This is a genomic window from Streptomyces sp. NPDC002324, from assembly GCF_053593335.1.
In genome coordinates, this window is sequence record NZ_JBSFCF010000004.1 from 238204 (window position 1) to 264088 (window position 25885).

The following is a 25885-nucleotide window of genomic DNA, read 5'->3' on the forward strand; positions in this document are numbered from 1 at the left end:
AGGGTGACGGTTTTGAGATCTGATGAGGACGACTTACGTAACGTTTAACTGCCGCGACGAGTGCCCGGTGAGGGGTCCCCTGTGAAAAACGGACAGTGCAGGCCACCTTACCGGCGGGACTGCCTCCCTAGGAACGACCAACCGGGGATACCCCATTTGTGGGGTATCCCCGGTCGGGATCGCTCAAGTCATCGAGACGCCTGATGTGTTCAGACGAGCTCGGTGACGGTACCGCCGGCAGCGGTGATCTTCTCCTTGGCGGAGCCGGAGACGGCGTCGACCGTCACCTGCAGCGCCACGGAGATCTCACCCTGGCCGAGGACCTTGACGAGGCTGTTCTTGCGGACGGCACCCTTGTCGACCAGGTCGGCAACGGTGACCTCCCCACCCTCGGGGTAGAGGGCGGCGAGCTTGTCCAGGTTCACGACCTGGAACTCCGTCTTGAACGGGTTCTTGAAGCCCTTCAGCTTCGGAAGACGCATGTGGAGGGGCATCTGGCCACCCTCGAAGCGCTCCGGAACCTGGTAGCGGGCCTTCGTGCCCTTGGTACCACGACCGGCCGTCTTACCCTTCGACGCCTCACCACGACCGACACGGGTCTTCGCGGTCTTGGCACCGGGGGCGGGACGGAGGTTGTGGATCTTGAGCGGGTTGTTCTCCGCCATGATCAGTCGACCTCCTCGACCGTCACGAGGTGGCGGACGGTGTGCACCATGCCGCGGAACTCGGGGCGGTCCTCCTTGACGACCTGCGTGTTGATGCCCTTGAGACCAAGGGAGCGCAGGGTGTCACGGTGGTTCTGCTTGCTGCCGATGTACGACTTCGTCTGCGTGATCTTGAGCTGTGCCATTACGCAGCACCGGCCCCGGCACGCGCACGCAGCAGAGCCGCGGGAGCGACGTCCTCGAGGGGCAGACCACGGCGGGCCGCGATCTCCTCGGGACGCTGCAGACCCTTCAGGGCCTCCACGGTCGCGTGCACGATGTTGATCGCGTTCGACGAACCGAGCGACTTCGACAGGATGTCGTGCACACCGGCGCACTCGAGCACGGCACGCACCGGGCCACCGGCGATGACGCCGGTACCGGGGGAAGCAGGCTTGAGCAGGACGACGCCCGCGGCCTTCTCGCCCGTGATCGGGTGCGGGATGGTGCCCTGGATACGGGGGACCTTGAAGAAGTGCTTCTTGGCCTCTTCAACACCCTTGGCGATCGCGGCCGGCACCTCCTTGGCCTTGCCGTAACCGACACCGACGGTGCCATCGCCATCGCCCACCACGACCAGCGCGGTGAAGCTGAAGCGACGACCACCCTTCACAACCTTGGCGACGCGGTTGATCGCGACGACGCGCTCAACGTACGCGGTCTTCTCGGCGGCAGCAGCGCCGCCGTCACGGCCCTTCCGGTCCCGCCGCTCGCCGCCACCGGCACCGCTTCCGCGGCGCTGGGGTCCAGCCATTGGATTTACCTCTCTCTTTCCGCTAGCTACGCAGCGAGCTCAGAACTTGAGCCCGGCCTCGCGGGCGGCGTCGGCCAGGGCCGCGATGCGACCCGCGTACCGGTTACCACCACGGTCGAACACGACTGCCTCGACACCGGCGGCCTTGGCACGCTCGGCGACCAGGGCGCCGACCTTGCCGGCCTGAGCCGACTTGTCCTCCGACGCACCACGGATCGACGAGTCCAGGGTGGACGCCGACGCAAGGGTGTGCCCCTTGAGGTCGTCGATCACCTGGGCCACGATGTGGCGGTTCGAGCGGGTCACGACCAGGCGGGGACGCTCAGCCGTACCGTTGACCTTCTTACGGATCCGGATGTGGCGCCGCTTGATGGCTGCACGCTTGTAAGCGTCGCCCTTAGCGATCTTCGTACCGTATGCCATGGCTTACTTACCCGCCTTTCCGACCTTGCGGCGGATGACTTCGCCCTCGTACTTGACGCCCTTGGCCTTGTACGGGTCGGGCTTGCGCAGCTTGCGGATGTTGGCCGCAACCTCGCCGACCTTCTGCTTGTCGATGCCCTCGACCGAGAACCGGGTGGGGTTCTCCACCTTGAAGGTGATGCCCTCGGGCGCCTCGACGGTGATCGGGTGGCTGTAGCCGAGCGCGAACTCGAGGTTCGAGCCCTTGGCCTGCACGCGGTAACCGACACCGCTGATTTCGAGCTTCTTCACGTAACCCTGGGTCACGCCGGTGATCATGTTCGCCACCAGCGTGCGGGACAGGCCGTGCAGGGCCTTGCTCTGACGCTCGTCGTTGGGGCGGGTGACGTTCAGGACGCCGTCCTCACCCTTGGCGATCTCGATCGGCGTAACGACGGTGTGGGTCAGCGTGCCCTTGGGGCCCTTGACCGAGACCGTCTGGCCGTCGATGGTGACGTCCACGCCGGCGGGAACCGTGATGGGGAGCTTGCCAATACGCGACATAGCTTTTTCCTCCGATTCCTTTCCGCTACCAGACGTAGGCGAGGACTTCTCCGCCTACGCCCTTCTTGCCGGCCTGCTTGTCGGTGAGGAGCCCGTGGGACGTGGAGATGATCGCCACGCCGAGGCCACCCAGCACCTTGGGCAGGGAGGTGGACTTCGCGTAAACCCGGAGACCGGGCTTGGAGATCCGCTTGATGCCCGCGATGGAGCGCTCACGGTTCGGGCCGAACTTCAGCTCGAGGACGAGGTTCTTGCCGACCTCGGCGTCCTCGACCTTCCAGCCCGTGATGAAGCCCTCCTGCTGGAGGATCTCCGCGATGTGGGACTTGATCTTCGATGCCGGCATCGTCACGGAGTCGTGGTATGCCGAGTTCGCGTTCCGCAGACGCGTAAGCATGTCTGCGATCGGATCAGTCATGGTCATGAATTGGCCTTCGGCCTCTCTCGCCGGGGTTTCCTGTATGCGCCATCCCTCTCCCCACTCGGTGGCGGGACGGGTGCGGTGCGGGGACCTACGGCGTAGTAAGTCGTACGGGCTACCGTCAGGCGCCCAACCCTCCAAGCCTAAGCCATGGATGGGTGGGCGCCTGACACGCCCAGTGCTTACCGAGAGCTTCGGGAATCCCTAAAAGGCGGGATTACCAGGAGCTCTTGGTCACGCCCGGCAGCTCGCCACGGTGAGCCATCTCACGAAGGCACACGCGGCACAGGCCGAACTTGCGGTACACGGAGTGGGGACGGCCGCAGCGCTGGCAGCGCGTGTAGCCACGCACGCCGAACTTGGGCTTGCGAGCAGCCTTCGCGATCAGAGCCTTCTTCGCCATCTCGCTCACGCCTCCTTGAAGGGGAAGCCGAGGTGACGAAGGAGGGCGCGGCCCTCAGCGTCGTTGGTCGCCGTGGTCACCACGGTGATGTCCATACCCCGGGTACGGTCGATCTTGTCCTGGTCGATCTCGTGGAACATGACCTGCTCGGTGAGACCGAAGGTGTAGTTGCCACGGCCGTCGAACTGCTTGGGGGACAGACCACGGAAGTCGCGGATGCGCGGGAGCGCGAGCGACAGGGTGCGGTCCAGGAACTCCCACATGCGGTCGCCACGGAGCGTGACGTGGGCACCGATCGGCTGGCCCTCACGCAGCTTGAACTGCGCGATGGACTTGCGGGCCTTGGTGACGGCCGGCTTCTGCCCGGTGATCGTGGTGAGGTCGCGGATGGCGCCCTCGATCAGCTTGGAGTCGCGGGCGGCGTCGCCCACACCCATGTTGACCACGATCTTGACGAGGCCCGGGGTCTGCATGACGTTCTCGTAGGAGAACTCTTCCTGCAGCTTGCCCGCGATCTCCTCGCGGTACTTCGTCTTGAGACGCGGAGTCGTGGTGGTAGCCATCAGATGTCCTCACCCGTCCGCTTGGCAACGCGAACCTTGTTGCCCTCGTCGTCGAAGCGGTAGCCGACACGCGTGACGACCTTCTTGCCGTCCTTCTCCACGACCAGCTGGACGTTGGAGACGTGGACCGGCGCCTCGACGGTGACGATGCCACCGGCCTGCGAACCCTTGGCGGTCGGGCCGGCCTTGGTGTGCTTCTTGACCCGGTTGACACCCTCGACCAGGACGCGGTCCTCGCGGGGGAAGGCCGCGATGACCTTGCCCTGCTTGCCCTTGTCCTTACCGGTGATGACCTGGACCAGGTCGCCCTTCTTGATCTTCATGCTTACAGCACCTCCGGCGCGAGCGAGATGATCTTCATGAACTTCTTCTCGCGCAGCTCCCGGCCGACCGGGCCGAAGATACGGGTGCCACGAGGGTCGCCGTCGTTCTTGAGAATGACGGCGGCGTTCTCGTCGAAGCGGATGTACGAGCCGTCCGGACGGCGGCGCTCCTTGACGGTGCGAACGATGACCGCCTTGATGACGTCACCCTTCTTCACGTTGCCGCCGGGGATCGCGTCCTTGACGGTGGCGACGATGACGTCACCGATGCCCGCGTAGCGGCGACCGGAGCCACCGAGCACACGGATGCAAAGGATTTCCTTCGCACCAGTGTTGTCGGCGACACGCAGTCGCGACTCCTGCTGGATCACGTCTATCTCCTGATTGTCTGCCGGTTCCCGGCAGGGGCCACCTCTTCACGAGGGAGCCCCTGCCGAGCCTGGCGGAACTGACCTGCGGATGTACCCCGCAGGCGGATCTTCTGGAATTCGCTTGCGCGAATTACCTACTTGGCCTTCTCGAGGATCTCGACGACACGCCAGTGCTTCGTGGCGGACAGCGGCCGGGTCTCCATGAGGAGGACACGGTCGCCGACGCCGGCGGCGTTCTGCTCGTCGTGAGCCTTGAGCTTGCTCGTGCTGCGGATGACCTTGCCGTAGAGGGCGTGCTTCTTGCGGTCCTCGACGGCGACGACGACGGTCTTGTCCATCTTGTCGCTGACGACGATGCCCTCACGGGTCTTGCGGAATCCGCGAGCCTCGGTGTTCGTCTCAGTCACGTTGCTCTCGCTCATCAGGCGCTCTCCACCGTCTCGATGCCCAGCTCGCGCTCACGCATCAGGGTGTAGATCCGCGCGATGTCCTTCCGGACGGCCTTGAGCCGACCGTGGTTCTCGAGCTGACCGGTCGCCGCCTGGAAGCGGAGGTTGAACAGCTCTTCCTTGGCTTCGCGGAGCTTGTTGAGAAGCTCCTCGTCACCCAGTTCGCGCAGCTCGGACGCCTTGGTACCGGCCGACATCACGCTTCACCTGCCTCGCGCTTGACGATCCGGCACTTCATCGGCAGCTTGTGGGCTGCGCGAGTCAGGGCCTCACGGGCGATCTTCTCGTTGGGGTAGGACAGCTCGAACATGACCCGGCCCGGGTGCACGTTCGCGATCCACCACTCCGGCGAACCCTTACCGGAACCCATGCGGGTCTCGGCAGGCTTCTTCGTGAGCGGGCGGTCCGGGTAGATGTTGATCCAGACCTTGCCGCCACGCTTGATGTGGCGGGTCATGGCGATACGGGCCGCCTCGATCTGGCGGTTGGTCACGTACGCCGGCGTGAGGGCCTGAATGCCGTACTCGCCGAACGCGACCGTCGTACCACCCTTGGCCTGGCCACGGCGCTTCGGGTGGTGCTGCTTGCGGTGCTTGACCCTACGGGGGATCAGCATGTCCCTCAGGCCTCCGTTCCGGTGCTCTCAGCCGGAGCGGCGGCGGCGGGAGCCTCGGCCTTGGGGGCCTCGGCGCCTGCAGCCTGCTGCGGCTTACGACCGCGACCGCCACGCTCGCCACCGCGGCCACCACGGCCGGCCGGGCGGTCAGCGCCGCCACGGGCCGGACGGTTGCCGGCGCGGGCGGCGGCGTTCTCGGCGCGGACCTCGGCGATGTTCTTGACGTCGCCCTTGTAGATCCAGACCTTCACGCCGATGCGGCCGAAGGTCGTCTTGGCCTCGAAGAAGCCGTAGTCCACGTTCGCGCGGAGCGTGTGCAGGGGCACACGGCCCTCGCGGTAGAACTCCGAGCGGGACATCTCGGCGCCACCGAGGCGGCCACCGCACTGGATCTTGATGCCCTTGGCGCCGGCCTTCATCGTGCCCTGCATGCTCTTACGCATGGCGCGACGGAAGGAGACGCGGGAGGAGAGCTGCTCGGCGACGGCCTGAGCGACCAGCTGGGCATCGGTCTCGGGGCTCTTGACCTCGAGGATGTTCAGCTGGACCTGCTTGCCCGTGAGCTTCTCGAGGTCACCGCGGATGCGGTCGGCCTCGGCGCCACGGCGGCCGATGACGATGCCCGGACGCGCGGTGTGGATGTCCACGCGGACGCGGTCACGGGTGCGCTCGATCTCCACCTTCGAGATACCGGCGCGCTCCATGCCGGACGTCATCATCCGACGGATGGCGACGTCTTCCTTGACGTAGTCCTTGTACAGCTTGTCGGCGTACCAACGCGACTTGAAGTCGGTCGTGACACCGAGCCGGAACCCATGCGGGTTTACCTTCTGGCCCATTACCGGGTTCCTTCCTTGCTGCTGACGACCACGGTGATGTGGCTGGTCCGCTTGCGGATCCGGTAGGCACGGCCCTGGGCACGCGGACGGAACCGCTTCAGGGTCGGGCCCTCGTCCACGTACGCCTCGCTGATGACCAGCGAAGAGGCGTCCGTGTGGTCGTAGTTGTGTGCGGCGTTGGCAATGGCGCTGTCCAGCACCTTGCCGACCGGCACGCTCGCGGCCTGCGGGGCGAAACGCAGGACCGCCTGAGCCTCCGTGGCGTCCATGCCACGGATGAGGTCCACCACGCGGCGGGCCTTCATGGGCGTGACGCGGATGTACCGCGCCTGGGCCCTGGCTTCCATGGTTGTCCTTCCAGTGTCTGTCATGGTCGATTCCACCCCGCGTTAGCGGCGCTTCGACTTCCGGTCGTCCTTGACGTGACCCCGGAAGGTGCGCGTCGGCGAGAACTCGCCGAGCTTGTGGCCGACCATCGACTCGGTGACGAACACCGGAATGTGGGTCTTGCCGTTGTGCACCGCGATCGTGTGGCCGAGCATGGCCGGGATGATCATCGAGCGACGGGACCAGGTCTTGATGACGTTCTTGGTGCCTGCTTCGTTCTGTACGTCCACCTTCTTGATCAGGTGGTCGTCGACGAAGGGCCCCTTCTTGAGACTGCGCGGCATCTAAACCCGCTCCTAGCGCTTCTTGTTCGTCTTGCGGCGGCGGACGATGTACTTGCTCGAAGCCTTCTTCGGCGAGCGAGTACGACCCTCCTTCTGACCCCAGGGGCTGACCGGGTGGCGACCACCGGAGGTCTTGCCCTCACCACCACCGTGGGGGTGGTCAACCGGGTTCATCGCCACACCGCGGACGGTCGGGCGGACGCCCAGCCAGCGCTTGCGGCCGGCCTTGCCCCAGTTGATGTTGCTCTGCTCGGCGTTGCCGACCTCGCCGACGGTGGCGCGGCAGCGCACGTCGACCAGGCGGATCTCACCGGACGGCATGCGGAGGTGGGCGTAGGCGCCCTCCTTCGCGAGCAGCTGCACGGAGGTACCGGCGGAGCGGGCGAACTTGGCGCCGCCACCGGGACGGAGCTCGATCGCGTGGATCGTGGTACCGACCGGGATGTTGCGGAGCGCCAGGTTGTTGCCCGGCTTGATGTCGGCCCCGGGACCGTTCTCCACCCGGTCGCCCTGCTGCAGGTTGCGCGGGGCGAGGATGTAGCGCTTCTCGCCGTCCGCGTAGTGCAGCAGCGCGATGCGCGCGGTGCGGTTGGGGTCGTACTCGATGTGCGCGACCTTCGCCGGCACGCCGTCCTTGTCGTGACGACGGAAGTCGATGACACGGAAGGCGCGCTTGTGTCCGCCACCCTGGTGACGAACGGTCACACGACCGGCGTTGTTACGGCCGCCCTTGCTGTGCAGCGGGCGGACCAGCGACTTCTCCGGCGTGGACCGCGTGATCTCGACGAAGTCGGCGACGCTGGAACCACGACGGCCCGGCGTAGTCGGCTTGTACTTGCGGATTCCCATTTCTCAGTCCTCGTCCGATATCGGACGATCCGACCCGCTTACGCGGTCGGACCGCCGAAGATGTCGATACGGTCGCCCTCGGCAAGGGTCACGATCGCGCGCTTGCTGTCGGCACGCTTGCCGAAGCCCGTGCGGGTCCGCTTGCGCTTGCCCTGGCGGTTGATCGTGTTGACCCCGGTGACCTTGACCGAGAAGACCGCCTGGACGGCCTGCTTGATCTGGGTCTTGTTGGCGCCGGGCGCGACGATGAAGGTGTACTTGCCCTCGTCGAGCAGCGCGTAGCTCTTCTCCGACACGACCGGCTTCAGCAGCACGTCACGGGGGTCCGTGAACGCCTTGCTGGGCGCGGTGATGACGGTGTTCTTGCCCTCGGCCTCGTGGCGCTTCGCCTTGGCGACGCGCGCGGCCTTGGCGGCCTTGGCCGCCTTCGAGGCGATGCTCGGGTGACGCGTAGCCATCAGGCGTCACTCCCTTCGGTGTCGTTGGCCGTGTTCGGGCCGGACACGAAGGACTCCAGAGCGGCCTGGGTGAAGACCACGTCGTCCGAGACGATCACGTCGTACGTGTTCAGCTGGCCCGGCTCCAGGATGTGCACCTGGGGCAGGTTGCGGGCGGAGAGCCACGCGGCCTCGTCGGCACGCTCGACGACCAGGAGCAGGTTCTTGCGCTCCGAGATCTTGCCGAACAGCGACTTGGCGGCCTTCGTGGAGGGGTTCTCGCCCTCGATCACGCCGGAGACGACGTGGATGCGGTTGTGGCGGGCCCGGTCGGTGAGGGCGTGGCGCAGGGCCGCGGCCTTCATCTTCTTCGGGGTCCGCTGCGAGTAGTCACGCGGCTGCGGGCCGTGGACGACGCCACCACCGGCGAACTGCGGCGCACGGGTCGAGCCCTGACGGGCGCGGCCGGTGCCCTTCTGGCGGTACGGCTTCTTGCCGCCACCACGGACTTCACCGCGACGCTTGGTCTTGTGGGTGCCCTGGCGGGCAGCCGCGTTCTGCGCGACGACGACCTGGTGGATCAGCGGGATGCTGATCTTCTCCACGCCGAAGATCTCCGCGGGGAGCTCGACGCTTCCGGTCTTCTCGCCGGCAGGCGAAAGGATGTCAACAGTGCTCATCGGTACCTCAGGCCCCCTTGGCCGCGGTGCGGACCAGGACGAGGCCGCCGTTCGGACCGGGGACAGCGCCCTTGATGAGCAGCAGACCCTTCTCCGCGTCAACGGCGTGGACGGTCAGGTTCTGGGTGGTGACCCGCTCGTTGCCCATGCGGCCCGCCATGCGGAGGCCCTTGAACACACGGCCCGGGGTGGCGCAGCCACCGATGGAGCCGGGAGAGCGGTGCTTGCGCTGGGTGCCGTGACCGGCGCCGAGGCCCTTGAAGTTGTGACGCTTCATGACACCGGCGAAGCCCTTGCCCTTGCTCTTGCCGGTCACGTCCACCTTGACGCCGGCCTCGAAGACCTCGGCGGAGATCTCCTGGCCCAGCGTGTACTCGGAGGCGTCCGCGGTGCGGATCTCGACGAGGTGACGGCGGGGGGTGACGTCGGCCTTGGCGAAGTGGCCCTTGAGGGGCTTGTTCACCTTGCGCGGGTCGATCTCGCCGAAGGCGATCTGGACCGACTCGTAGCCGTCGACATCGTTCGTACGGACCTGGGTCACGACGTTGGGGCCGGCCTTGACGACGGTGACCGGAACAACACGGTTGTTCTCGTCCCACACCTGCGTCATGCCGAGCTTCTCGCCCAGGATTCCCTTGATCTGCTTAGCCATTCTCAGATCACCGACCCCTAGAGCTTGATCTCGATGTCGACACCGGCCGGGAGGTCGAGTCGCATCAGAGAGTCAACGGTCTTGGGCGTCGGGTCGAGGATGTCGATCAGGCGCTTGTGCGTGCGCATCTCGAAGTGCTCGCGCGAGTCCTTGTACTTGTGCGGCGACTTGATGACGCAGTACACGTTCTTCTCAGTGGGCAGCGGCACCGGGCCCGCGACCGACGCACCAGTGCGCGTCACCGTCTCGACGATCTTCTTCGCCGAGGAGTCGATGACCTCGTGGTCGTAGGCCTTGAGCCGGATGCGGATCTTCTGTCCCGCCATGGCTACTCAGTAGTCCTTTGTCTCGTTTAACGCTCTGGAACCCGGTGTTCCGTCACCCGCTCCTCCGACCCACGCGGTCGGGTGTGTCGCGCTTCCTTCGACACGGAGGCCCCTTGTTCGAGCATCCCCTGTCCGGGAAGCACGGCCCTTCCTACAGCCGTGGGCCGGGGGCAGAAGCCCACCGGGTGCCTGGCCGGCGCCGCACTGACACTTCCCGAAAGATTCCCGTACGTCCGCTCCAGCGCTGCCGTAAGGCAGTTGGGGCGACGAGTACTGTGGGACTCGCTTCCGGTCCTCCCGGCGGGAGGCGCGCAGCATCAACACTCGACCGAGCAACCCCGCTAGTCTGCCATACGGCCCACCGGCTCCGCCAATCGAGCCGGAGAGATTACCCCGAGAGTGACGCAGGTCAAACCCGGGAGCCGCCGGTGCGGTGCGGGGCATCGGCATCGGCGCCGTTCGGGGCCTCGGCACCGGCGCCCTGCGGGACGTCGGCATCCGCGCCGTTCGGGGCGTCGTCCGCGGTCTTCGTCGCGCGGTCGGGATACACGAAGCAGGCTCCGACGGCGATGGCCGCCAGCGATGTCAGCCGCAGCGCCACCCCCACCCACCTCATCCCTCCGGTCCACTCCTGAGGTACGCCGAGGGCCAGCCAGAGGGTGACGGTGATTCCGGCGAGAACAAGGGCCGCGCCGACGAGGCGGCTCGCTGACAGACTCATGCGTCCATGATCTGGCGCGACCTCGCGGGGGCGTCCCGTTTCAGCCTCACGCCGGCGCCTCCGGCGTGCGCCGGCGTGACAGCGCCCGGTAGAGCACGCCCAGCGCGAGGACCAGCGCGGCGGGGATCAGCAGGACCAGCGCCGGGTGCACCTCCGCGTGCAGCAGCAGCCAGGCGCCCAGGAGGCCGCCGGCGAACATCGCGGCGACCGAGGCGAGACGGCGGCCCTCGTTCCTGGCGCCCGCCCCGATGTGGCTGTCGGGGTGCGGAGGCAGGCCGCTGAGGAGCGCGGTCAGGGCGCGGGTGGAGACCGTGGTGGGCACGTCCGCGACCCGCGCCCGCAGGGTGGTGACGTTGCGGACCCCCATGGCCACGGCGACCAGGGCGACGACGGTGTAGTGGGGGTCGTCCGCCGGGCCGCCCGTCACGTCGAGGCCGGTGCGCCAGGCGACCAGTCCGCCGAGCCCCAGCAGCAGGGCCTCGACGAGCAACGCGAGGACGAACCAGCGGCGGCCGTGGGCGTCCACGCTCGACTCGAACCGGGAGCCGAGCACCGCGCCGACCGTGAACCCCGCGAACGAGACGCCCGCGGCGGCCGGGGACAGACCGGCGGCACCGGTGAGCGCGAAGGAGAGGAAGAGGAGGTTCCCGGTCTGCACCGCGGTGAACACCGGGCCCAGCACGAGGAAGCTGACGGCCTCGATCATGCCGGTCGTCAGCGTCAGCGCCACCATGACCGAGGTGAGCCCGACGCCCGCTCTGGGCTTCATACCGGGACCCTAGGTCGCGGGTAATCCCCTCGCCCGCCGCCGCCCCGCCCTCCTACGCTGATCAGGTACGTCGGCCGTTCAGGCACGTCGGCTGTCACGGGGGAACGTTCACGATGCGTACGCACTATCCGCGGACCAGACATCTGCCCTGGTCCCCCGGCGCCACCGCCGACGATGTCCGGGTCACGGACCTGTCCGGCCTGCGCGGTCGCGAGGTCGTCGTGACCGAGAAGCTGGACGGCGAGAACACCACGCTGTACGCCGACGGCCTGCACGCCCGCTCGCTCGACTCCGCGCACCACCCCTCCCGCACCTGGGTCAAGGCGCTCCAGGCCCGGGTCGGCCACGCCCTCCCGGAGGGCTGGCGGGTGTGCGGGGAGAACATGTTCGCCCGCCACTCCCTCCCCTACGACGACCTGGACAGCTGGTTCTACGGCTTCTCGGTGTGGGACGCGGACGGGAACTGCCTGGGCTGGGACCGTACGACGGCGTTCCTGCGCGGAGTCGGCATCCCCGTGCCGCGTGTGCTGTGGCGGGGCGTGTTCGACGAGCGGGCGCTGCGCGCGCTGCGGCTGGATCTCGGGCGGCAGGAGGGGTATGTCGTCCGGGTCGTGGACGGCTTCGGCGCCGCGGAGTTCGGCGCCCGCGTCGCGAAGTGGGTGCGGGCCGGGCACGTGACGACGGACACGCACTGGATGCACGCGGCCGTCGTGGAGAACGGGCTGGGCGCGCGGGCGCCGCTGTGGGCGGTGCGCTCCGGCGCGCACGCCGACGCCGACGCGCTGGCGGAGGCGGTCGGGCTGCCCGGAGAGGGAGACCGGGAGGCCCTCGCCCGCTTCGACGCGGACGGCGGGCGGACCGGTGACGACCGGCTCGTCGGCGTACTGGCCGCGCTGCTGCCCGGGCACGGCCCGGGCGGTCGTCGCGCCCGCCTCGCGGCGCGGCTGGCCGGGGTCGTGGGCATGCCGCTCGCGCGCCGGGTCGCGGACCTCGTGGGGCTGCACCCCGCGCTGCACCGGCCGTACCCGGACGAGGAGCGCCGGACGGGCCTGGCCCGGCTGTCCCTCGCCGCCGATCTCGGTCTGCTGCACGCGGTCGCCCGCGCCACGGCGGCGACGCACGAGGCGCGCGAGCTGGTGGAGTGGTCGGCCCTGCACGCCGACGAGGTACGGCCCCTGGACGAGGGTGCCGTGCGAAAGGCGTTCGCCGGGCTGTCGCCCGACGCGGCCGTCCGGTGCCGGGCCGAGGCGCGGGAGGCGTACGCGCGGGGGCGCGTCGCGGATGCAGAGGGCGCCGTCGCCGCGACCTGGCGCTGGCGGTCAGGGGCCTATCCGAAGCTGATCCAGCTGGTCGGGCCGTCGGGCAGTGGCAAGAGCACCTTCGCGCGGGGGCTCGCGGGCGTGGACGCGTACGTCTCGCTGGACGAGTTGCGCGAGGCGCGCGGCGCGCGCGCCGACCAGCGCGCCAACCCGGACGTGCTGCGCGCCGGGCTGGACCGGCTGGACGGGGCGCTGGCCGCCGGCGGGACGGCGGTGTGGGACGCCACCTCGCTCACCCACCAGCAGCGCTCGCTGGCGCACGCGGTCGCGCGGCGGCGCAACGCGCTGATCACCCACGCCGTGGTCCTGGTGGACGAGGACGAGCTGGTCCGGCGCAACTCCCACCGCGCACACCCGGTGCCGCCCGAGGTGCTCACCGCCCAGCTGCGCCGCTTCGCCCCGCCGTATCCGGGCGACGCGCACCGCACCTGGTACGTCGGGGCGAGCGGGACCGTAGAGGAAGAGGTCTGAGGAACCGTGCGGACGAGCGAGGAGATCTATCACCGGGTGCGCTGGGACGCGCGCTTCGACCCGGCGCGCTTCGTGTTCGGCGTCCTGCAGCGGGGCGCCGCGCCCAAGCGGGTCCCGCTGCCCGCGTTCGTGCCCGGCGGGGAGATCCCGTGGCACCGGGTGCTGTTCGTCGAGGCGGACGGGGAGGTGGTCTGGGACCGGGCGACGGGTGTGGACCGGATCGACGCGACGGAGGCGGGGCGCGTCCGGGAGACCCGGCTGCTCCGGGCGCCGTTCTTCACGGCGCGCACGCCGCACGCCTGGGACGGAGAGGAATGGGCGCCCCGGCGCACACCCGAGGGCGCCGGATACGAGGCCGGCGTGGACAGCGTGCGGGTGCTGACCTGGAACACCCTCTGGGACCGCTACGACGCCGACCGCATCGACAGCGCCCGGCGCAGGCCGCTGCTGCTGCGGGCCCTGCGCGAGGCCGAGGTCGACGTGATCGCGTTGCAGGAGGTCGAGGCGGAGCTGCTGGCGATGCTGCTGCGCGAGCCGTGGGTGCGGGCAGGCTGGACGCTGGGGACGGACCCGCGCGGGCGGGACGTGGACGGCTGCGGTCTGCTGCTGCTGAGCCGGCTGCCGGTGCGCGAGGCGGCCTTCCACGCGCTGGGCCCGCACAAGGCGGTGACCGCTGTGGTCGTGGAGACCGGCGCACGCCCCCTCGTCGTGGCGGCGACGCATCTGAGCAGCGACCACTCCGCCGACGGAGCGGGTCGCCGTACCGCCGAACTCGCCCGTGTGGCCGAGGGGTTCGCGGGCCTGGACGCCGATCTGCTCCTCCTCGGCGACTTCAACGACGGCGGCGACACACCCCAGGTGACGCTCGGCATGCGGGACGCGTGGAGCGAGGCGCACGGTCCGGCCGACATGACGCCGACCTTCGACCCGGGTGCCAACCCCCTGGCGGCGGTCTCGTCCCTGACGGGGCGGGCCTCCCGGCTGGACCGGGTGCTGGTGCGTGGGCAGGGGCTGGAGGTGCGCTCGGCCGAGCTGTACGGGGACGCGCCCACGCAGGACGGGCTGTTCGTCTCGGACCACTACGGCGTACGGACGGAGGTGGGGCCCGGCTCCCCGGCCCCGGCCGCCGCGCGCCTCGACGTCCGGCCGACCGCCCGTACGGCTCTGGCGTGGCTGCCGCCCAAGGAGCTGTGGCCGCCGCTTCAGGACATCCGCCGCGACCACGACCCGCAGATCCACCGCTGGCCTCCCCATGTGAACGTCCTCTTCGGCTTCGTACCGGAACACGCCTTCGAGCAGGCGGCCTCGGTGCTCGCGGCGTCGATGCCGGCCGCGACCACTGCGTTCGACGTCCGGCTGGAGGGCGTGCACTGGTTCGGCCACCGGGGCGACGCGACGGTGTGGCTGGATCCGGCGGCGGCCGGTGAGGGGCCCTGGGCCGAGCTGCACAGCACCCTCGTACGCCACTTCCCGCGCTGCCAGGGCCGTCAGGAGGGGTTCACCCCGCATCTGAGCCTGGGGCGCACCACCGACCCGAACGCCCTGGCCGCCGTCTGCGCGGCCCGGCTCGGCCCCCTGTCGGCCAGGGTCGGGGAGCTCGCGCTGCTGTCGCGACGCGGGGACGAGCCGATGCGGGTGCGGGGGACGGTGAGCCTGGGGACGGGTGAGGTGCGCTGGGCCGAGGAGGAGCCGGTGCCTCATCCGGCCGAGGGGAACGGCGAGGCCGGCGTCGCCGACCGGATCACCCGCCTCGTCGCCGACGCGTTCCCCGGCGGTGTCGTCCACGTCGTCGGCTCTCGGCGCATGGGCTGCGCGCTGCCCGGCGCGGATCTGGACCTCGTGGCGGCACTGCCCGGAGCCGTCGAACTCACTTCCCTGCAGCGGGAGTTGCCCGAGGCCGCCGCTGTGCGTGAGGTGGTCGGAGCACGCGTCCCCGGTCTGCGGCTGCGGCTCGACGGCGTGGACGTGGACCTGGCCGTCGTGGCCACCGGCTCGCTGGACCCGGTGGAGGCGGTGGCCCGCCGGGCGGAGCTGGGCGAGGCGGCGGCGGTCGCGCTCAGCGCGGTGAGCGACGCGGAGGCGGTGCTGGCCTCGGTGGGCGGCCATGAGCCGGCCTTCGCCGGGCTGGCCGGGCAGGTCAAGGCGTGGGCGAGGGCGCGGGGGCTGGACTCGGCGCCGTTCGGCGGGCTGCCGGGCCTGGCCTGGTCCGTGCTGGCGGCCCGCACGGTGAGCAAGGCGGGAGATCTGCCGCCGGAGGGCCTCCTGCGGCACTTCTTCGCGACATGGGCGGCGTGGGACTGGCGCCGGCCGGTGGGCGGCCTCGCCGGAGCCCCGGCCGGGCCCCTCACCATCGCCACCCCGTCCGCCCCGGTCCGCTCCTGCACGGACCAGGTCACGACGGGCATGCGGGACCTGATCACCCTGGAGCTGTTCCGTGCCTGGGAGCTGCTGGAGGAGGGGTCTGCGTGGGCCGACGTCCTCACCCCTCCCCCGCTCCACCGCCGCCACGCCGCCTGGGCGGTCGTGACGGTCGGAGAGGGCGCGGGTGGGGGCGCGGACGAGGGCCGGGTACGGGGCAGGATGCGGGCCCTGGTCACCGACCTCGCCGAGGTGGCCCCCGGGTGCCACGCCTGGCCCCGCCCCTACACCACGGCCCCCGCCCGCTATGCCATCGGCCTGGGCCCGACCCCGCCGACCGCCGAGGCCCTGGCCACCGTGGCGGACCGTCGGCTACGGGGTCTGGCGGGGGTGACGCTCACGCGGGCGGAGGGCGGCGAGGTGCCGACGCTGTCCTGAGAGTCAGCGGACGTCGACGTAGACCGCCGAAGTGGTGACGGCGTCGGTCGTCGAGTTGCCGTAGTACACCCAGCGGTAGAAGCCGTCGGCCGAGGCGGTGGCCGTGGTGTTCAGGGCTCCCGTGCTGCTGGTGGTGACCTTCTTGACCGTCTTGAAGGAGGTGGCGTCCGAGGCGCGGTACTGGAGGCTGACCGTACGGCCGCTGTAGCCGCCGTACTTCTTGGTGCTCCAGTTCGCCCGGGTCAGCTTGCCCGTGACGGTGATCTTCTTGCCCTTGGTCACCGTCTCCGGCGTGGCCGCGACGGTGGCCCTGGCCGCGCGCTTGAGCTGCACGGTCTGGGACCGGGTCTCGTACTCCTCGGTCTTGAGGCCGCCGCTCGCCTTCCACAGGCGCATGACGACGGCGGTCTTCCAGGTCGTCGCGGCCGCGTTGGTGTTGACCTGCCTCCGGCTCGGATGCGGGTCGATGTGGAACTCACCCTCGCAGCGGGCGTGCCTGGCGTCGGTCTCGAAGCACGTGTAGATGCCCGGGCCGATGTAGCCGTCGCCGGTGTCGACGGCCTTGGTCCTGTCACCGCGATAGATGAAGGGGTGGGCGGTGTAACCGGAGGGGTTCGCGGTGCTGAGACCGGCCGGCAGGGCGATCTTGAAGGTGACGGACGGCCGCACCTCCTTCGTCGTACCGACCACGATCGGCTCGCCCTTGTTGATGACGATGTCCGACACGGTGATCCCGGTGTCCGCCGCCTGAGCCGCCGGCGCGTTCAGCACGGAGAATCCGAGCGCCCCCACGAGCGTGGCCACCGCGACGGTCCGTCTGCCTGACTTCATTCACACCTCTTCATTAAAGATGCCTATCCAGAAGGCGGCAGGCTACCAAGGGTGATCTCCCGGCCCGGCCTTTCACCACGGCCCCGACCCGCTACACCGTCGGCCTGGGCCGAACCCCGCCGACCGCGACCGAGGTGACCGCCGTGGCGGAACGTCGGCTGCGCGGCCTGGCGGGGTCACGCTCATGAGGGCTGCGGGCCGCGAGATACCGGCGCTCCGCTGAACCCCGAGGGTCAGCGCACGTCGACGTAGTCCGCCGGGCTGGTGGCGACACCAGTGGCCGCGTTGCCGAAGTACACCCAACGGTAGGAACCGTCGGTGGAAGCGGTGACCGTGGTCTTCAGGCCACCCGTGCTGCCAGTGGTGGCCTTCTTGACCGTCCTGAAGGTGTCACTGCCCTTGGCGCGGTACTGGAGGCTGACCGTACGGCCGCTGTAGCCGCCGTACTTCTTGGTGCTCCAGTTCGCCCGGGTCAGCTTGCCCGTGACGGTGATCTTCTTGCCCTTGGTGACCGGCTCGGGCGTGGCGTCGACGGTCACCTTGGCCGCGCGCTTGAGCCGGACGGTCTTGGACCGCTTCTCGATCTCCCCGGCCTTGAGGTTCCCGCTGGCCTTGAACAGACGGAGCGAGACGGCGACCTTCCACGTGGTGGCGTCGCTGTTGGAGTCGACGTGCTCCTGGCTCGGGTGCGGGTCGATGTAGAGATTGCCCTCACAGTGAGCGTGCCTGGAGTCGCTCGCGTAGCAGGTGTAGCCCCCCGGTCCGATGTAGTTCTCTCCGGTGTCGGCGGCCTTCTTCAGGTCGCCCCGGTAGAGGAACGGGGCCGCGTACCAGCTGCCCGCCGTTCCCTCGACGCTGTACCCGGCCGGCAGCGCCAGGTTGAACGTCATGGGCGGCTCCACCTCCTTCGTCGTGCCCACCACGATCGGCTTGCCCTTGTTGATGACGATGTCCGACACGGTGATGCCGGTGTCCGCCGCGTGGGCCGCCGGCGCGTTCAACACCGAGAAACCCAGCGCCCCCACGAGCGTGGCCACCGCGACGGTTCGTCTGCCTGACTTCATTCACACCTCTTCGAACGACTGCCCTAATAGGAAGCGGCAGAGTACCAAGGGTGATCTCACAGCCTCCCGCATCCCGCAGGGACGGTCAGCCTTCGGCCGCGTACGACACGAAGTCCGCCCAGGCGGTCGACGTGAGCGCGAGCCCGGGGAGACGTGTGTCCTTGGAGTCGCGGACGTGGACGGTGCCGGGGGCTACGGCGACCTCGACACAGGAGTTGCCGTCGGTACCACCGCTGTAGCTGCTCTTGAACCACGCCAACTCGGAGGTACCCCCGCCAACGGCCTTGTGGATCATGTTTCTCCCAGCAGTTGCTCGATGAAGGCCAGCGACTCCCGGGGCGAGAGCGCCTGAGCCCGGATGGTGCCATACCGCAGCTCAAGGATGCGCAGGTGTTTGGGATCATGGATTGCCCGACCGCTGAACGCACCGTCGGAGCGGCCCACGGCACTACCGTCCGAGAACTTGAGCAGCTCGATCCTGCCGTCGAGTCCTGGGTGGGGTTCCGTGTTCGTCGGCATCACCTGCAGTGTGACGTTGTGCAACCGCCCCACCTCCAGCAGGCGTTCGAGCTGCTGTCGCCACATCATTGTGCCTCCGACCTGCCGACGCAGAGGTGCCTCTTCCAGGACGAAGTGAATCGACGGCGCCGGATCACGTGCGAAGACACATTGCCGGGCAAGCCGAGCCGCAGCCATACGTTCCACGTCGTCCGGTGAATACGGCGGCTGAGCCGCCCCGATGACGGCCCGCGCATGGTCCGGCGTCTGCAGCAGCCCCGCGATGATGTTGCACTCGTACACCCCGATCTCGACCGCCTGCCCCTCCAGCTTCCCCAGTTCCCGCACCTTCTTCGGGTACCGGACCTTCTTCACGTCCTCCCAGGTGGCCGAGATGAGCCCGCCCGCCTCCAGCATCTCGTCGGACTTGTCCAGGTACTCCTGCCGGGGAATCCGCTTCCCGGCCTCGATCTTGTAGACCAGGTCCTCGCCGTACCCGATCGCCACCGCGAAGTCAGCCACCCGCATGCCGACGGCCTCACGCCTCAGCTTCAACTGCCGCCCCACCGTCTCGACGACCGCGACGCCCCAGTCGTCGTCCGGGTCCACCTCCCAACCCGGCTCGTCCGTCGTGTCCTTGAGCCCGTCCACCTGCATCGCGCACCTCTCCGCCGTACCGCCGTGACGTAAGGCCCCCTACCCGTGGGCCGGTTCCGGACAGGCTGGACAGTGCCGGACAAGCCCTGGACAGTAACCGTACGTACCGGCGCAGTCACTGTTCACCGTAAGCACGCACCGCCACGCTGAGTGACGTGAATACGGAAACCGCCGCCCCCGAGGCCGAACCGCTCAACCCCATCCGCAACTTCAGCGTGCGGCTGTCCCCCACACCGCGTGGAGCGCGTCTCGCCCGCCTGCTGGCCACCGAGCAACTGCGCGCATGGGGACTGCCGTTGGACCCGGCGCGGCACGTCGTCGCCGAGCTGGCGGCCAACGCGGCCACGCACGGCCGGGTACAGGGACGGGACTTCGGACTCACGCTCTACGTGATCGGCGGCACCCTCCGGATCGAGGTCACGGACACCCGCGGCGAACAGCTGCCCAGAGCCCAACACCCGTCCCAGGACGCCGAGTCCGGCCGGGGCCTGCTCCTCGTCGAGGCGCTGGCCGACCGCTGGGGCACCGCGCCCGGCCTGCCGCCACGCAAGACGGTCTGGGCCGAGGTCACCGTCCGCCAGTCACCGGGACCTGGAGATGTGGGCTCCGGTGCGACGGGCGGTCTTTCCCCAAAGGACCGGGGAGAGAAAGAACCCCACCAAACCCCACCCCTCCTCCCGTCCGGCGGGCGGTCTCACCCTCGCGGGTGAACATCGCCGACTCGGCTGGATTTCGGGCCGGTTGGTGCCCTTACTCTCAGCGCAGCAGGACCACACAACCGCAGACATGCGACGGCCCCCGCCGGGACGGCAATCCCAGTGCGAGGGCCTGACCACCGAGGAAGTAGGAGCTTCCCGATGGATACGCAGAACCCTAGCGCGCCCTCGCGCGCCCATGCCCGGCTTGCCGACAACAAGCACCCGAAACGGCTGAGCCCGTACGGCGGCGGACTGACGCACGACCACTCCCGCCACACCACCCGTTTCACGGTGATCGGCAACCACCTCGCCCAGCACCCGGAGCTGTCCCTCGTCGCGATCGGGCTGGCCGCGCACATCCAGTCGCTGCCCAATGGCGCCCGCGTCGACATCAAGACGCTCGCCGGCCGCTTCACGGAAGGCGCGACCCGTATCGCCGCCGCCCTGCGCGAACTGGAGGCCCACGGCTACCTGCGCCGCGAACGCGAACGCGTCCCCGGCGGCCGCATCATCACCCGCACGATCTCCTGCAACCAGCCCGGCCGCAGCAAGGACCACGCGGAGAGCGAGCCCGTACGCCCGGCACGCCCGCCCCGGCAGCAGAAGGCACCCCGCAAGCCCCTCCCCTCGGTCCCCCAGCCCGCCTACCGCTCCCCCACGCTCCTCCAGACCGCCACCGACCTCCTCGCGGACCTGCGCCGCATGGACCCCCGCCTGCTCCTCTCGACCTGCGACACCGCCCACCTCGCCCCGGGCGTCGCCGCCTGGCTGGAGCGCGACCTCACCCCCACCGCCGTACGCGACGCCCTGACCGGCGGTCTCCCGCCCGAGCCGCTCCACCGCCCGGCCGCCCTCCTGGCCCACCGGCTCACAGCCCAGCTGCCGCCCCCGCCCCCGTTCCGGGCACCTGCGCCCCCACCTGCCATCCAGTACGACATGACGAACTGCGACGGCTGTGACCGCGGCTTCCGGGGACCGGCAGGCAGCCGCTGCCGCGACTGCAGGCCCGACCACACCATGTCCGACCTCATGGAGGACGCCTAGCATGATCGTGACGATCCTTGCCTCCGGGCACAGACGACGAGGAGCGAGCGCCATGACCATCGTCCCGGACGACGCACAGCACGGCTCCTCCCACCTCTACCGGGCCATGCGGGACTTCGTTCAGTCGATGGACGACACCCTCCCGGGGAAATTCGAGATCACCGAGGAAGGGATCGTCCACGACATGATGTCGCCCATCGGACCGCACGAACTCACCGTGCTGCGCCTACGGAAGCGCCTGGAAAAGGTGATGCCGGAAGAGATCGTGGCGCATACCGGGGAGCCGGACGTGGAAGGCGAGGCGGAAGGCATCATGCGGCGCCCCGACGTGATGGTGATCGCCGAAGCCGACATGGAGGTCGAGGGAACGTTCGATCCCCGTACGATTCACGCCGCCGTCGAAGTCGTCTCCCGTTCCAACCCCGACAACGACTGGATCGGCAAGGTCCGCGACTACCCCCTGCTCGGCATCCCCGTCTACGCCGTCTTCGACCCACGCACCGGCACCGGCGCCGTCCTCACCGACATCCACGCCACCCCGGACGGCCCGCGCTACGCCACCCGCAAGGACTTCGTCTACGGCGAGGACGTCACCATCGCCGACTGGACCATCTCCACGGAGAACCTGCCCCGCTACCCGGACAAGGGCTGACGACGGCCGAGGCCCGGGGTCACCGCCCCTCGGCCAGTCCCTCCCTCAGCGCCCCGTACGCCGCCTTCCGCCCGTACGTCTCGTCCATCGGCGTCGCCGCCCCCTGACCATCGAAGACCCCGGGCACCCACGAGTACTTGTCCGAGAAGCCCCACACCGTGAACGACGTGCAGCTCCGCGCCCCCAGGCAGGCGTCCAGCAGCCGCCGGTAGTAACTCGCCTGCGTCGCCGACTTCGTCTCGTCCACCGGCAGGATCATCCGCACGTCCACCTCCGTGAACGCCGTCCGCATCCCCAGCGCGCCGAAGCGGGCGAGGTTCTCCGCGACCTGGCCCGGGAAGCCGTACTGGATCGCCAGGTGCCCCTGCGCGCCGAACCCCTGCACCGGCACACCCTCGGCCCGCAACCGCTTCGCCAGTTCGTAGTACGCGGTGGACTTCGCGTTGACGCCCTCCACGTTGTAGTCGTTGAGGAAGAGCTTCGCCTTCGGGTCGGCGGCGTGCGCCCAGCGGAAGGCGTCCGCGATGTACGACGGCCCCAGCTCACGCAGCCAGATCGAGTTCCGCGGGCTGCCGTCCTCCTCGAAGACCTCGTTCACCACGTCCCACTGCTGGATCTTCCCCTTGTACCGCTTCACCTCGGTCGTGATGTGCTTCCGGAGGATCCCGCGCAGCTCCGCCGCCCCGATCGACCCGTCCGTCACGCCGGCCGTCAGCCAGGTCGGCAGCTGGCTGTGCCAGACGAGGGTGTGACCCCGGACCACCTGTCCGTTCTTGCGTGCGAAGCGCACCAGGTCGTCGGCGGCCTTCCAGTCGTACACCCCGCGCTGCGGCTCCACGGACTCCCACTTCATGGCGTTCTCGGCGGTCACCGAGTCGAACTCGCGGACCGTCGTCCTGCGGTACGTCCGGTCGTCCGCGAGGGCCGCCATGTCGACGGCCGTGCCGACGCGGACGCCGGCCCGGTCGGCGAGCGTCCGCAACGACGGGCCCGGCTGTCCGTGCGCCGAGGCCGGGTGCACCGCCACGGCCGTGGACAGCAGTGCTCCCGCGACGATCCCGAGCGCGGGCAGGCGAAGGCGGTTCATGTACGTCATCTGTCTCCAGGTCCCTTCTCAGATCCGGTGGCTCTCCAGCGGCCCCAGATACGTCGGTGTCAAACCACCCGTGTCGATCACCAGCCGTTGCAGCACCACGGTCGGATCGACCATCCAGAACGTCAGCCGGTGCACCCCGGGCCCGGTGATCGCGTGCCGGGTCACCGTCACGTTCACGTTGTCCGAGGTGTTGCGGGCCCACTGCTTGTTCATGAGCCCGTCGTCGGCCCCGGTGACGGCGTTGATGTCGACGACCTGCGGAGCGTCCGCGTCGAAGGAGACGGCGTACCGCAGCCCGCCCGTCGCGAGCGCGGGGTTCCGGGGCGAGACATACGCCAGGACCGTCACCTCGTCCACGGCCGACAGGACACTGACCGTGTACTCCAGCCGTGGCCCCGACCCGCCCGGCGTCTGCCGGGGCGCCGTCACGGGCCACGGCGTCACCCCCGCCCCCGTACGCCCGATGCGCTCGATCCGGCGCCAGCTCACGCGCCCGTCGCGCGAACCCACCGCCCGTGTGTGGTGCTCCGCGTCGATCGCCACGTATCCGCCCGCCTCGACGAACCCCCGCAGCGTCCGCGCCTCCCGCTCCGACGGCTTCTCCGCGACGGCCTTCACCGCGACCGAGCTTCCGGCCCCGCTCACCGTCAGCGAAGCCTCGGCACCTCCCGCCGGCACCCGCCCCCAGTCCACCCGGACCCCGACCCGCACCTGCTCCTCGACCCGCCCCCGGGGCCGCTCCACCACCAGCCAGGGCGCCGACGACTCGATCCGGTACGAGAAGGGCGTACGCCCCCGGTTGAAGATCTCCACGTACTGCTGGGGCCTGGTCTGGTACGGGCTGAACACCGGCAGCACCGCCTGCGCGGCGGACCGGGGCCACCACTCCCCCGAGTCGTCGCCCCCGTCGACCGCCACACCCAGCTCCGCCGCCACCGGCACCTCGATCCGCCGCACCTTGGGGAAGATCTCGTCCGGCAGTGCCACGTTGTTCCGCTCCGGCTGCTGCCACCCCGCGTTCGGGCCGTAGCGCTCCACGTCCCCGTACCCGATGTGCGGCTGCGTCTGGAAACCCCGCCATTTCCCGCCCGCCACCTCGGAGTTGAAGCGCTCGGCCAGCGCGAGGTCGCGTGCCAGTCCCGCCTCGGCGGCCTCCGCGCGGTCATTTGCCGCCGCCCGTCCCTGCCGTACGTACAGCAGGTTCTGGAACTCCGCCTCCCGCAGCTCGTACAGGTTCGCGGTGGCCGCCACCTCGTATCCGACCAGTTCGAACCACGCGTCCCGCACGGCCGCCGGCAGTCGCCGCCCCACCCGGTCGGCCCGCTTCGCCAGCGCCCGCCACTGGGCCGTGACGCGTTCCAGCTCCCGGTGGCCGAAGAAGAACGGCGTCGCCTGGTCGTCGTAGACGATCGCGCGCTCGTCCTTCGTGGGGTCCTTCGTCTCGTCGAGGGTGATCCGGCGGTTGAGCAGCTCCGGCTTGCGACGGGCCTGGAGCTGCCCGTAGGCGCCCAGCACCTCGGCGATCTCCGCCGCGGCCTGCGCGCCGAAGTTCTGCCGCGCGAACCCCCGCTCCCACTCCTCCAGATCTTTCGCACCCCAACGGCCGGGTTTCCAGGCGTAGTTCAGGAAGAACTCGGTCGGCAGCTCGTTCCCCTTCAGGTCGCCGACGTTCACCACCCACAGACCGTGGTTGCCGTACGCGTCGGCCTGGTGCAGCTGCTCCCACAGATTCGCGAGGTTCGCCGTGTCGACCCACTTGTAGTTGCGCCCGACACCGACGTAGTCGAAGTGGTAGTACAACCCGTAACCCCCGGGTCGTACGGGCTCCCCGGGGTCCGGATGCTTACGGATGTTCCCCCAGTTGTCGTCCGTGAGGACGACCGTGACGTCGTCCGGCGCCCGCAGCCCCCGGTCCCAGTACCGCTGGACCTCCTTGTAGAGGGTCCACACCTGCGGGGTCTCCTCCACCGGGCGGCCGGTCACCTCGGCGATGATCCGCCGCTGGGTGTCGATGATCTCCCGCATCAGCTCGATGCCGTCGCCGTCCGGCAGGCTCGTGTCGCCGTTGCCCCGCATGCCCAGCGTGACGACGCCCTCGAAGTCCTCCTCGACCATGCGCCGGATGCCGTCACGCCAGTACGCCCTGATGGCCTCGGCGTTCCGGCGGTACGACCACTCCCCGGTACCCCCGTAGGGATCCCGCCCGGGGGTCACCACCTTGCCCGCGCCGTCGCGCACCGCGGGGACCGCGTGCCGGTTCCACTCCTCGATCCCCCGCATCATGGGCGCCTCATGCGACGTGCCCATGACAATCCCGTATTCCTTCGCCCGCGCGTGGTTCTCCGGATCGTCCTCGGCGAAGGCCCGCCCCCACACCGCGGGCCAGACGTAGTTCCCCTTCAGCCTCAACAGCACCTCGAAGACCTTCGCCCAGAAGTCCGCGGTGAAGCCACCGGGGTGCCCCGGCGCCTTCCCGGGCCCGAAGTACGCCGGCGCCCACGTCCCGAGCGCCGGATTCTCGTCGTTGATGAAGACGCCCCGGTACTTCACGGCGGGCGTGCCCTGGCTGAACCGGCCGGGGCGCACGTACACCGCGCCCCGGTGGACCGGCGGCACGTCGTCCCACCAGTACCAGGGTGAGACACCGAGGCCGTACGAGACGTCGTACGCCCCGAAGATCGTGCCGCGCGGATCGCTGCCGGCGATGACGAAGGCCCGGCGCACCCCCGGCATCGGCCGCTCGACGACCGTCTGCAGCGAGGTCTCCCACTTCCCCCGCACCCCGCCGACGTCGAGCTTCCCGGCGGCGATCAGCCCGTCGATCAGCGGACTGCGCCCGATGGTGCCCACCAGCACGATCTCGGCCGCCGTCTCGCTCCCCGGCCGCACCCCGGTCACCCGCTCGATGTCGTCCCGCAGATCCCCCGCGACCCGTACGACTCCGGGGTGATCCTCGGGGCTGACCACCACCGGGGCACCGACCAGCGCGAAGGCCCCCGGCACGGGCGTGAAGGAGAGATACGCGCCGGAATCGGTGACCCTCGGCCCACCCGGCCCACCCGGCCCGCCACCCACAGGCGCCTCCTCCGCCCCCGCGACCCCCGGCAGGGCGGGCACCACGGCGAGCCCGGCACCCGCTCCCAGAACGGTTCTCCGACTGACGTCCGCGGACATGCCACACCCCTCGCCCGGTCATCCCGAAGGCTGAATTTGCTCAGCGACATGACAAATGGTGAAGGGAGTGA

At 69.6% G+C, this 25885-nt stretch carries 34 protein-coding genes; 5 read left to right on the forward strand and 29 right to left on the reverse strand.

Going from position 1 to position 25885, the window contains the following annotated elements; genetic code table 11:
* Positions 1 to 209: 209 nt before the first annotated feature.
* The 23 genes from rplO to ACWCRJ_RS08690 form a co-directional block, all read right to left on the reverse strand.
* Complete coding sequence (gene rplO, locus ACWCRJ_RS08580) at positions 210 to 665, reverse strand: 50S ribosomal protein L15 (RefSeq protein WP_005481206.1); 456 nt, start codon at positions 663 to 665, stop codon at positions 210 to 212.
* 2 nt (positions 666 to 667) lie between these two features.
* Positions 668 to 850 (reverse strand): 50S ribosomal protein L30, encoded by a 183-nt coding sequence (gene rpmD / locus ACWCRJ_RS08585; RefSeq protein ID WP_005481207.1) that lies wholly within the window; start codon positions 848 to 850, stop codon positions 668 to 670.
* Positions 850 to 1458, reverse strand: a complete 609-nt coding sequence (gene rpsE, locus ACWCRJ_RS08590; protein ID WP_010354225.1) for a 30S ribosomal protein S5 — start codon at positions 1456 to 1458, stop codon at positions 850 to 852. Before rpsE ends, rpmD begins: the two co-directional genes overlap by 1 nt.
* A gap of 39 nt (positions 1459 to 1497) precedes the next feature.
* Positions 1498 to 1881: a 50S ribosomal protein L18 gene (gene rplR, locus ACWCRJ_RS08595; protein WP_005481210.1), complete on the reverse strand. Its 384-nt coding sequence runs from the start codon at positions 1879 to 1881 to the stop codon at positions 1498 to 1500.
* A gap of 3 nt (positions 1882 to 1884) precedes the next feature.
* A complete protein-coding gene (rplF, locus tag ACWCRJ_RS08600) occupies positions 1885 to 2424 on the reverse strand; it encodes a 50S ribosomal protein L6 (RefSeq protein ID WP_450938587.1) in 540 nt (179 codons plus the stop codon).
* Between the two features lie 25 nt (positions 2425 to 2449).
* Positions 2450 to 2848, reverse strand: a complete 399-nt coding sequence (gene rpsH / locus ACWCRJ_RS08605) for a 30S ribosomal protein S8 (protein WP_013001411.1) — start codon at positions 2846 to 2848, stop codon at positions 2450 to 2452.
* Positions 2849 to 3062: 214 nt separating this feature from the next.
* Positions 3063 to 3248 (reverse strand): type Z 30S ribosomal protein S14, encoded by a 186-nt coding sequence (locus tag ACWCRJ_RS08610; RefSeq protein ID WP_003948630.1) that lies wholly within the window; start codon positions 3246 to 3248, stop codon positions 3063 to 3065.
* A 5-nt stretch (positions 3249 to 3253) separates the two neighbouring features.
* A complete protein-coding gene (gene rplE, locus ACWCRJ_RS08615) occupies positions 3254 to 3811 on the reverse strand; it encodes a 50S ribosomal protein L5 (protein ID WP_005481216.1) in 558 nt (185 codons plus the stop codon).
* Positions 3811 to 4134, reverse strand: a complete 324-nt coding sequence (gene rplX / locus ACWCRJ_RS08620) for a 50S ribosomal protein L24 (protein WP_383880198.1) — start codon at positions 4132 to 4134, stop codon at positions 3811 to 3813. The genes rplE and rplX overlap by 1 nt, the downstream gene beginning before the upstream one ends.
* A 2-nt stretch (positions 4135 to 4136) precedes the next feature.
* Complete coding sequence (gene rplN, locus ACWCRJ_RS08625) at positions 4137 to 4505, reverse strand: 50S ribosomal protein L14 (RefSeq protein WP_003992364.1); 369 nt, start codon at positions 4503 to 4505, stop codon at positions 4137 to 4139.
* Positions 4506 to 4639: 134 nt separating this feature from the next.
* Positions 4640 to 4927 (reverse strand): 30S ribosomal protein S17, encoded by a 288-nt coding sequence (rpsQ, locus tag ACWCRJ_RS08630; protein ID WP_013001413.1) that lies wholly within the window; start codon positions 4925 to 4927, stop codon positions 4640 to 4642.
* Positions 4927 to 5151, reverse strand: coding sequence for a 50S ribosomal protein L29 (gene rpmC / locus ACWCRJ_RS08635; RefSeq protein ID WP_005481220.1), 225 nt, complete (start codon positions 5149 to 5151; stop codon positions 4927 to 4929). Before rpmC ends, rpsQ begins: the two co-directional genes overlap by 1 nt.
* Positions 5151 to 5570 (reverse strand): 50S ribosomal protein L16, encoded by a 420-nt coding sequence (gene rplP, locus ACWCRJ_RS08640; protein ID WP_004927269.1) that lies wholly within the window; start codon positions 5568 to 5570, stop codon positions 5151 to 5153. Before rplP ends, rpmC begins: the two co-directional genes overlap by 1 nt.
* A gap of 5 nt (positions 5571 to 5575) precedes the next feature.
* Positions 5576 to 6409, reverse strand: coding sequence for a 30S ribosomal protein S3 (gene rpsC, locus ACWCRJ_RS08645; protein WP_005481221.1), 834 nt, complete (start codon positions 6407 to 6409; stop codon positions 5576 to 5578).
* Positions 6409 to 6756, reverse strand: coding sequence for a 50S ribosomal protein L22 (rplV, locus tag ACWCRJ_RS08650; protein WP_004571827.1), 348 nt, complete (start codon positions 6754 to 6756; stop codon positions 6409 to 6411). The genes rpsC and rplV overlap by 1 nt, the downstream gene beginning before the upstream one ends.
* Positions 6757 to 6798: 42 nt before the next feature.
* On the reverse strand, positions 6799 to 7080 hold the full coding sequence (gene rpsS, locus ACWCRJ_RS08655) for a 30S ribosomal protein S19 (protein WP_005481224.1): 282 nt from the start codon (positions 7078 to 7080) through the stop codon (positions 6799 to 6801).
* A 12-nt stretch (positions 7081 to 7092) separates the two neighbouring features.
* Complete coding sequence (gene rplB, locus ACWCRJ_RS08660) at positions 7093 to 7929, reverse strand: 50S ribosomal protein L2 (protein WP_005481225.1); 837 nt, start codon at positions 7927 to 7929, stop codon at positions 7093 to 7095.
* A gap of 38 nt (positions 7930 to 7967) precedes the next feature.
* Complete coding sequence (gene rplW / locus ACWCRJ_RS08665) at positions 7968 to 8387, reverse strand: 50S ribosomal protein L23 (protein WP_005481228.1); 420 nt, start codon at positions 8385 to 8387, stop codon at positions 7968 to 7970.
* Complete coding sequence (gene rplD / locus ACWCRJ_RS08670; protein ID WP_046916499.1) at positions 8387 to 9046, reverse strand: 50S ribosomal protein L4; 660 nt, start codon at positions 9044 to 9046, stop codon at positions 8387 to 8389. The genes rplW and rplD overlap by 1 nt, the downstream gene beginning before the upstream one ends.
* A 7-nt stretch (positions 9047 to 9053) precedes the next feature.
* Entirely contained in the window at positions 9054 to 9698 is a 645-nt protein-coding gene (gene rplC / locus ACWCRJ_RS08675) for a 50S ribosomal protein L3 (RefSeq protein WP_005481233.1), read from the reverse strand.
* 17 nt (positions 9699 to 9715) lie between these two features.
* Positions 9716 to 10024: a 30S ribosomal protein S10 gene (gene rpsJ, locus ACWCRJ_RS08680; RefSeq protein WP_003948644.1), complete on the reverse strand. Its 309-nt coding sequence runs from the start codon at positions 10022 to 10024 to the stop codon at positions 9716 to 9718.
* A gap of 409 nt (positions 10025 to 10433) precedes the next feature.
* Positions 10434 to 10745, reverse strand: coding sequence for a hypothetical protein (locus ACWCRJ_RS08685; protein WP_450938588.1), 312 nt, complete (start codon positions 10743 to 10745; stop codon positions 10434 to 10436).
* Positions 10746 to 10791: 46 nt separating this feature from the next.
* Positions 10792 to 11514 carry a YoaK family protein gene (locus ACWCRJ_RS08690; RefSeq protein ID WP_450938589.1) on the reverse strand — a complete coding sequence of 241 codons (723 nt, stop codon included), beginning with the start codon at positions 11512 to 11514 and terminating at the stop codon, positions 10792 to 10794.
* A 113-nt stretch (positions 11515 to 11627) separates the two neighbouring features.
* Between ACWCRJ_RS08690 and ACWCRJ_RS08695 the strand changes: the two genes are divergently transcribed.
* Complete coding sequence (locus ACWCRJ_RS08695) at positions 11628 to 13304, forward strand: RNA ligase family protein (RefSeq protein ID WP_450938590.1); 1677 nt, start codon at positions 11628 to 11630, stop codon at positions 13302 to 13304.
* A 6-nt stretch (positions 13305 to 13310) separates the two neighbouring features.
* Complete coding sequence (locus ACWCRJ_RS08700; protein WP_450938591.1) at positions 13311 to 16100, forward strand: RNA repair domain-containing protein; 2790 nt, start codon at positions 13311 to 13313, stop codon at positions 16098 to 16100.
* Positions 16101 to 16103: 3 nt separating this feature from the next.
* Here the strand turns inward: ACWCRJ_RS08700 and ACWCRJ_RS08705 are convergent, their stop codons facing one another.
* The 4 genes from ACWCRJ_RS08705 to ACWCRJ_RS08720 form a co-directional block, all read right to left on the reverse strand.
* Entirely contained in the window at positions 16104 to 16931 is an 828-nt protein-coding gene (locus ACWCRJ_RS08705) for a hypothetical protein (protein ID WP_450938592.1), read from the reverse strand.
* Positions 16932 to 17164: 233 nt separating this feature from the next.
* Positions 17165 to 17995: a hypothetical protein gene (locus ACWCRJ_RS08710; RefSeq protein WP_450938593.1), complete on the reverse strand. Its 831-nt coding sequence runs from the start codon at positions 17993 to 17995 to the stop codon at positions 17165 to 17167.
* Positions 17996 to 18080: 85 nt separating this feature from the next.
* Complete coding sequence (locus ACWCRJ_RS08715) at positions 18081 to 18290, reverse strand: DUF397 domain-containing protein (protein WP_450938594.1); 210 nt, start codon at positions 18288 to 18290, stop codon at positions 18081 to 18083.
* Positions 18287 to 19150, reverse strand: a complete 864-nt coding sequence (locus tag ACWCRJ_RS08720; protein ID WP_450938595.1) for a helix-turn-helix domain-containing protein — start codon at positions 19148 to 19150, stop codon at positions 18287 to 18289. The genes ACWCRJ_RS08715 and ACWCRJ_RS08720 overlap by 4 nt, the downstream gene beginning before the upstream one ends.
* Positions 19151 to 19305: 155 nt before the next feature.
* Here ACWCRJ_RS08720 and ACWCRJ_RS08725 point away from each other — a divergent pair, with 155 nt between their 5' ends.
* From ACWCRJ_RS08725 to ACWCRJ_RS08735, 3 genes are all read left to right on the forward strand, one after another.
* Entirely contained in the window at positions 19306 to 19860 is a 555-nt protein-coding gene (locus tag ACWCRJ_RS08725) for an ATP-binding protein (protein ID WP_450938596.1), read from the forward strand.
* Between the two features lie 147 nt (positions 19861 to 20007).
* Positions 20008 to 20892, forward strand: coding sequence for a helix-turn-helix domain-containing protein (locus ACWCRJ_RS08730; protein WP_450938597.1), 885 nt, complete (start codon positions 20008 to 20010; stop codon positions 20890 to 20892).
* Between the two features lie 52 nt (positions 20893 to 20944).
* Positions 20945 to 21544: a Uma2 family endonuclease gene (locus ACWCRJ_RS08735; protein WP_450938598.1), complete on the forward strand. Its 600-nt coding sequence runs from the start codon at positions 20945 to 20947 to the stop codon at positions 21542 to 21544.
* 19 nt (positions 21545 to 21563) lie between these two features.
* On the opposite strand, the gene ACWCRJ_RS08740 is transcribed toward ACWCRJ_RS08735, so the two are convergent.
* Both ACWCRJ_RS08740 and ACWCRJ_RS08745 read right to left on the reverse strand, forming a co-directional pair.
* Positions 21564 to 22640 carry an endo-1,4-beta-xylanase gene (locus tag ACWCRJ_RS08740; RefSeq protein WP_450938599.1) on the reverse strand — a complete coding sequence of 359 codons (1077 nt, stop codon included), beginning with the start codon at positions 22638 to 22640 and terminating at the stop codon, positions 21564 to 21566.
* An 18-nt stretch (positions 22641 to 22658) separates the two neighbouring features.
* Positions 22659 to 25814, reverse strand: coding sequence for a glycosyl hydrolase 115 family protein (locus ACWCRJ_RS08745; RefSeq protein WP_450938600.1), 3156 nt, complete (start codon positions 25812 to 25814; stop codon positions 22659 to 22661).
* Between the last annotated feature and the right edge of the window lie 71 nt (positions 25815 to 25885).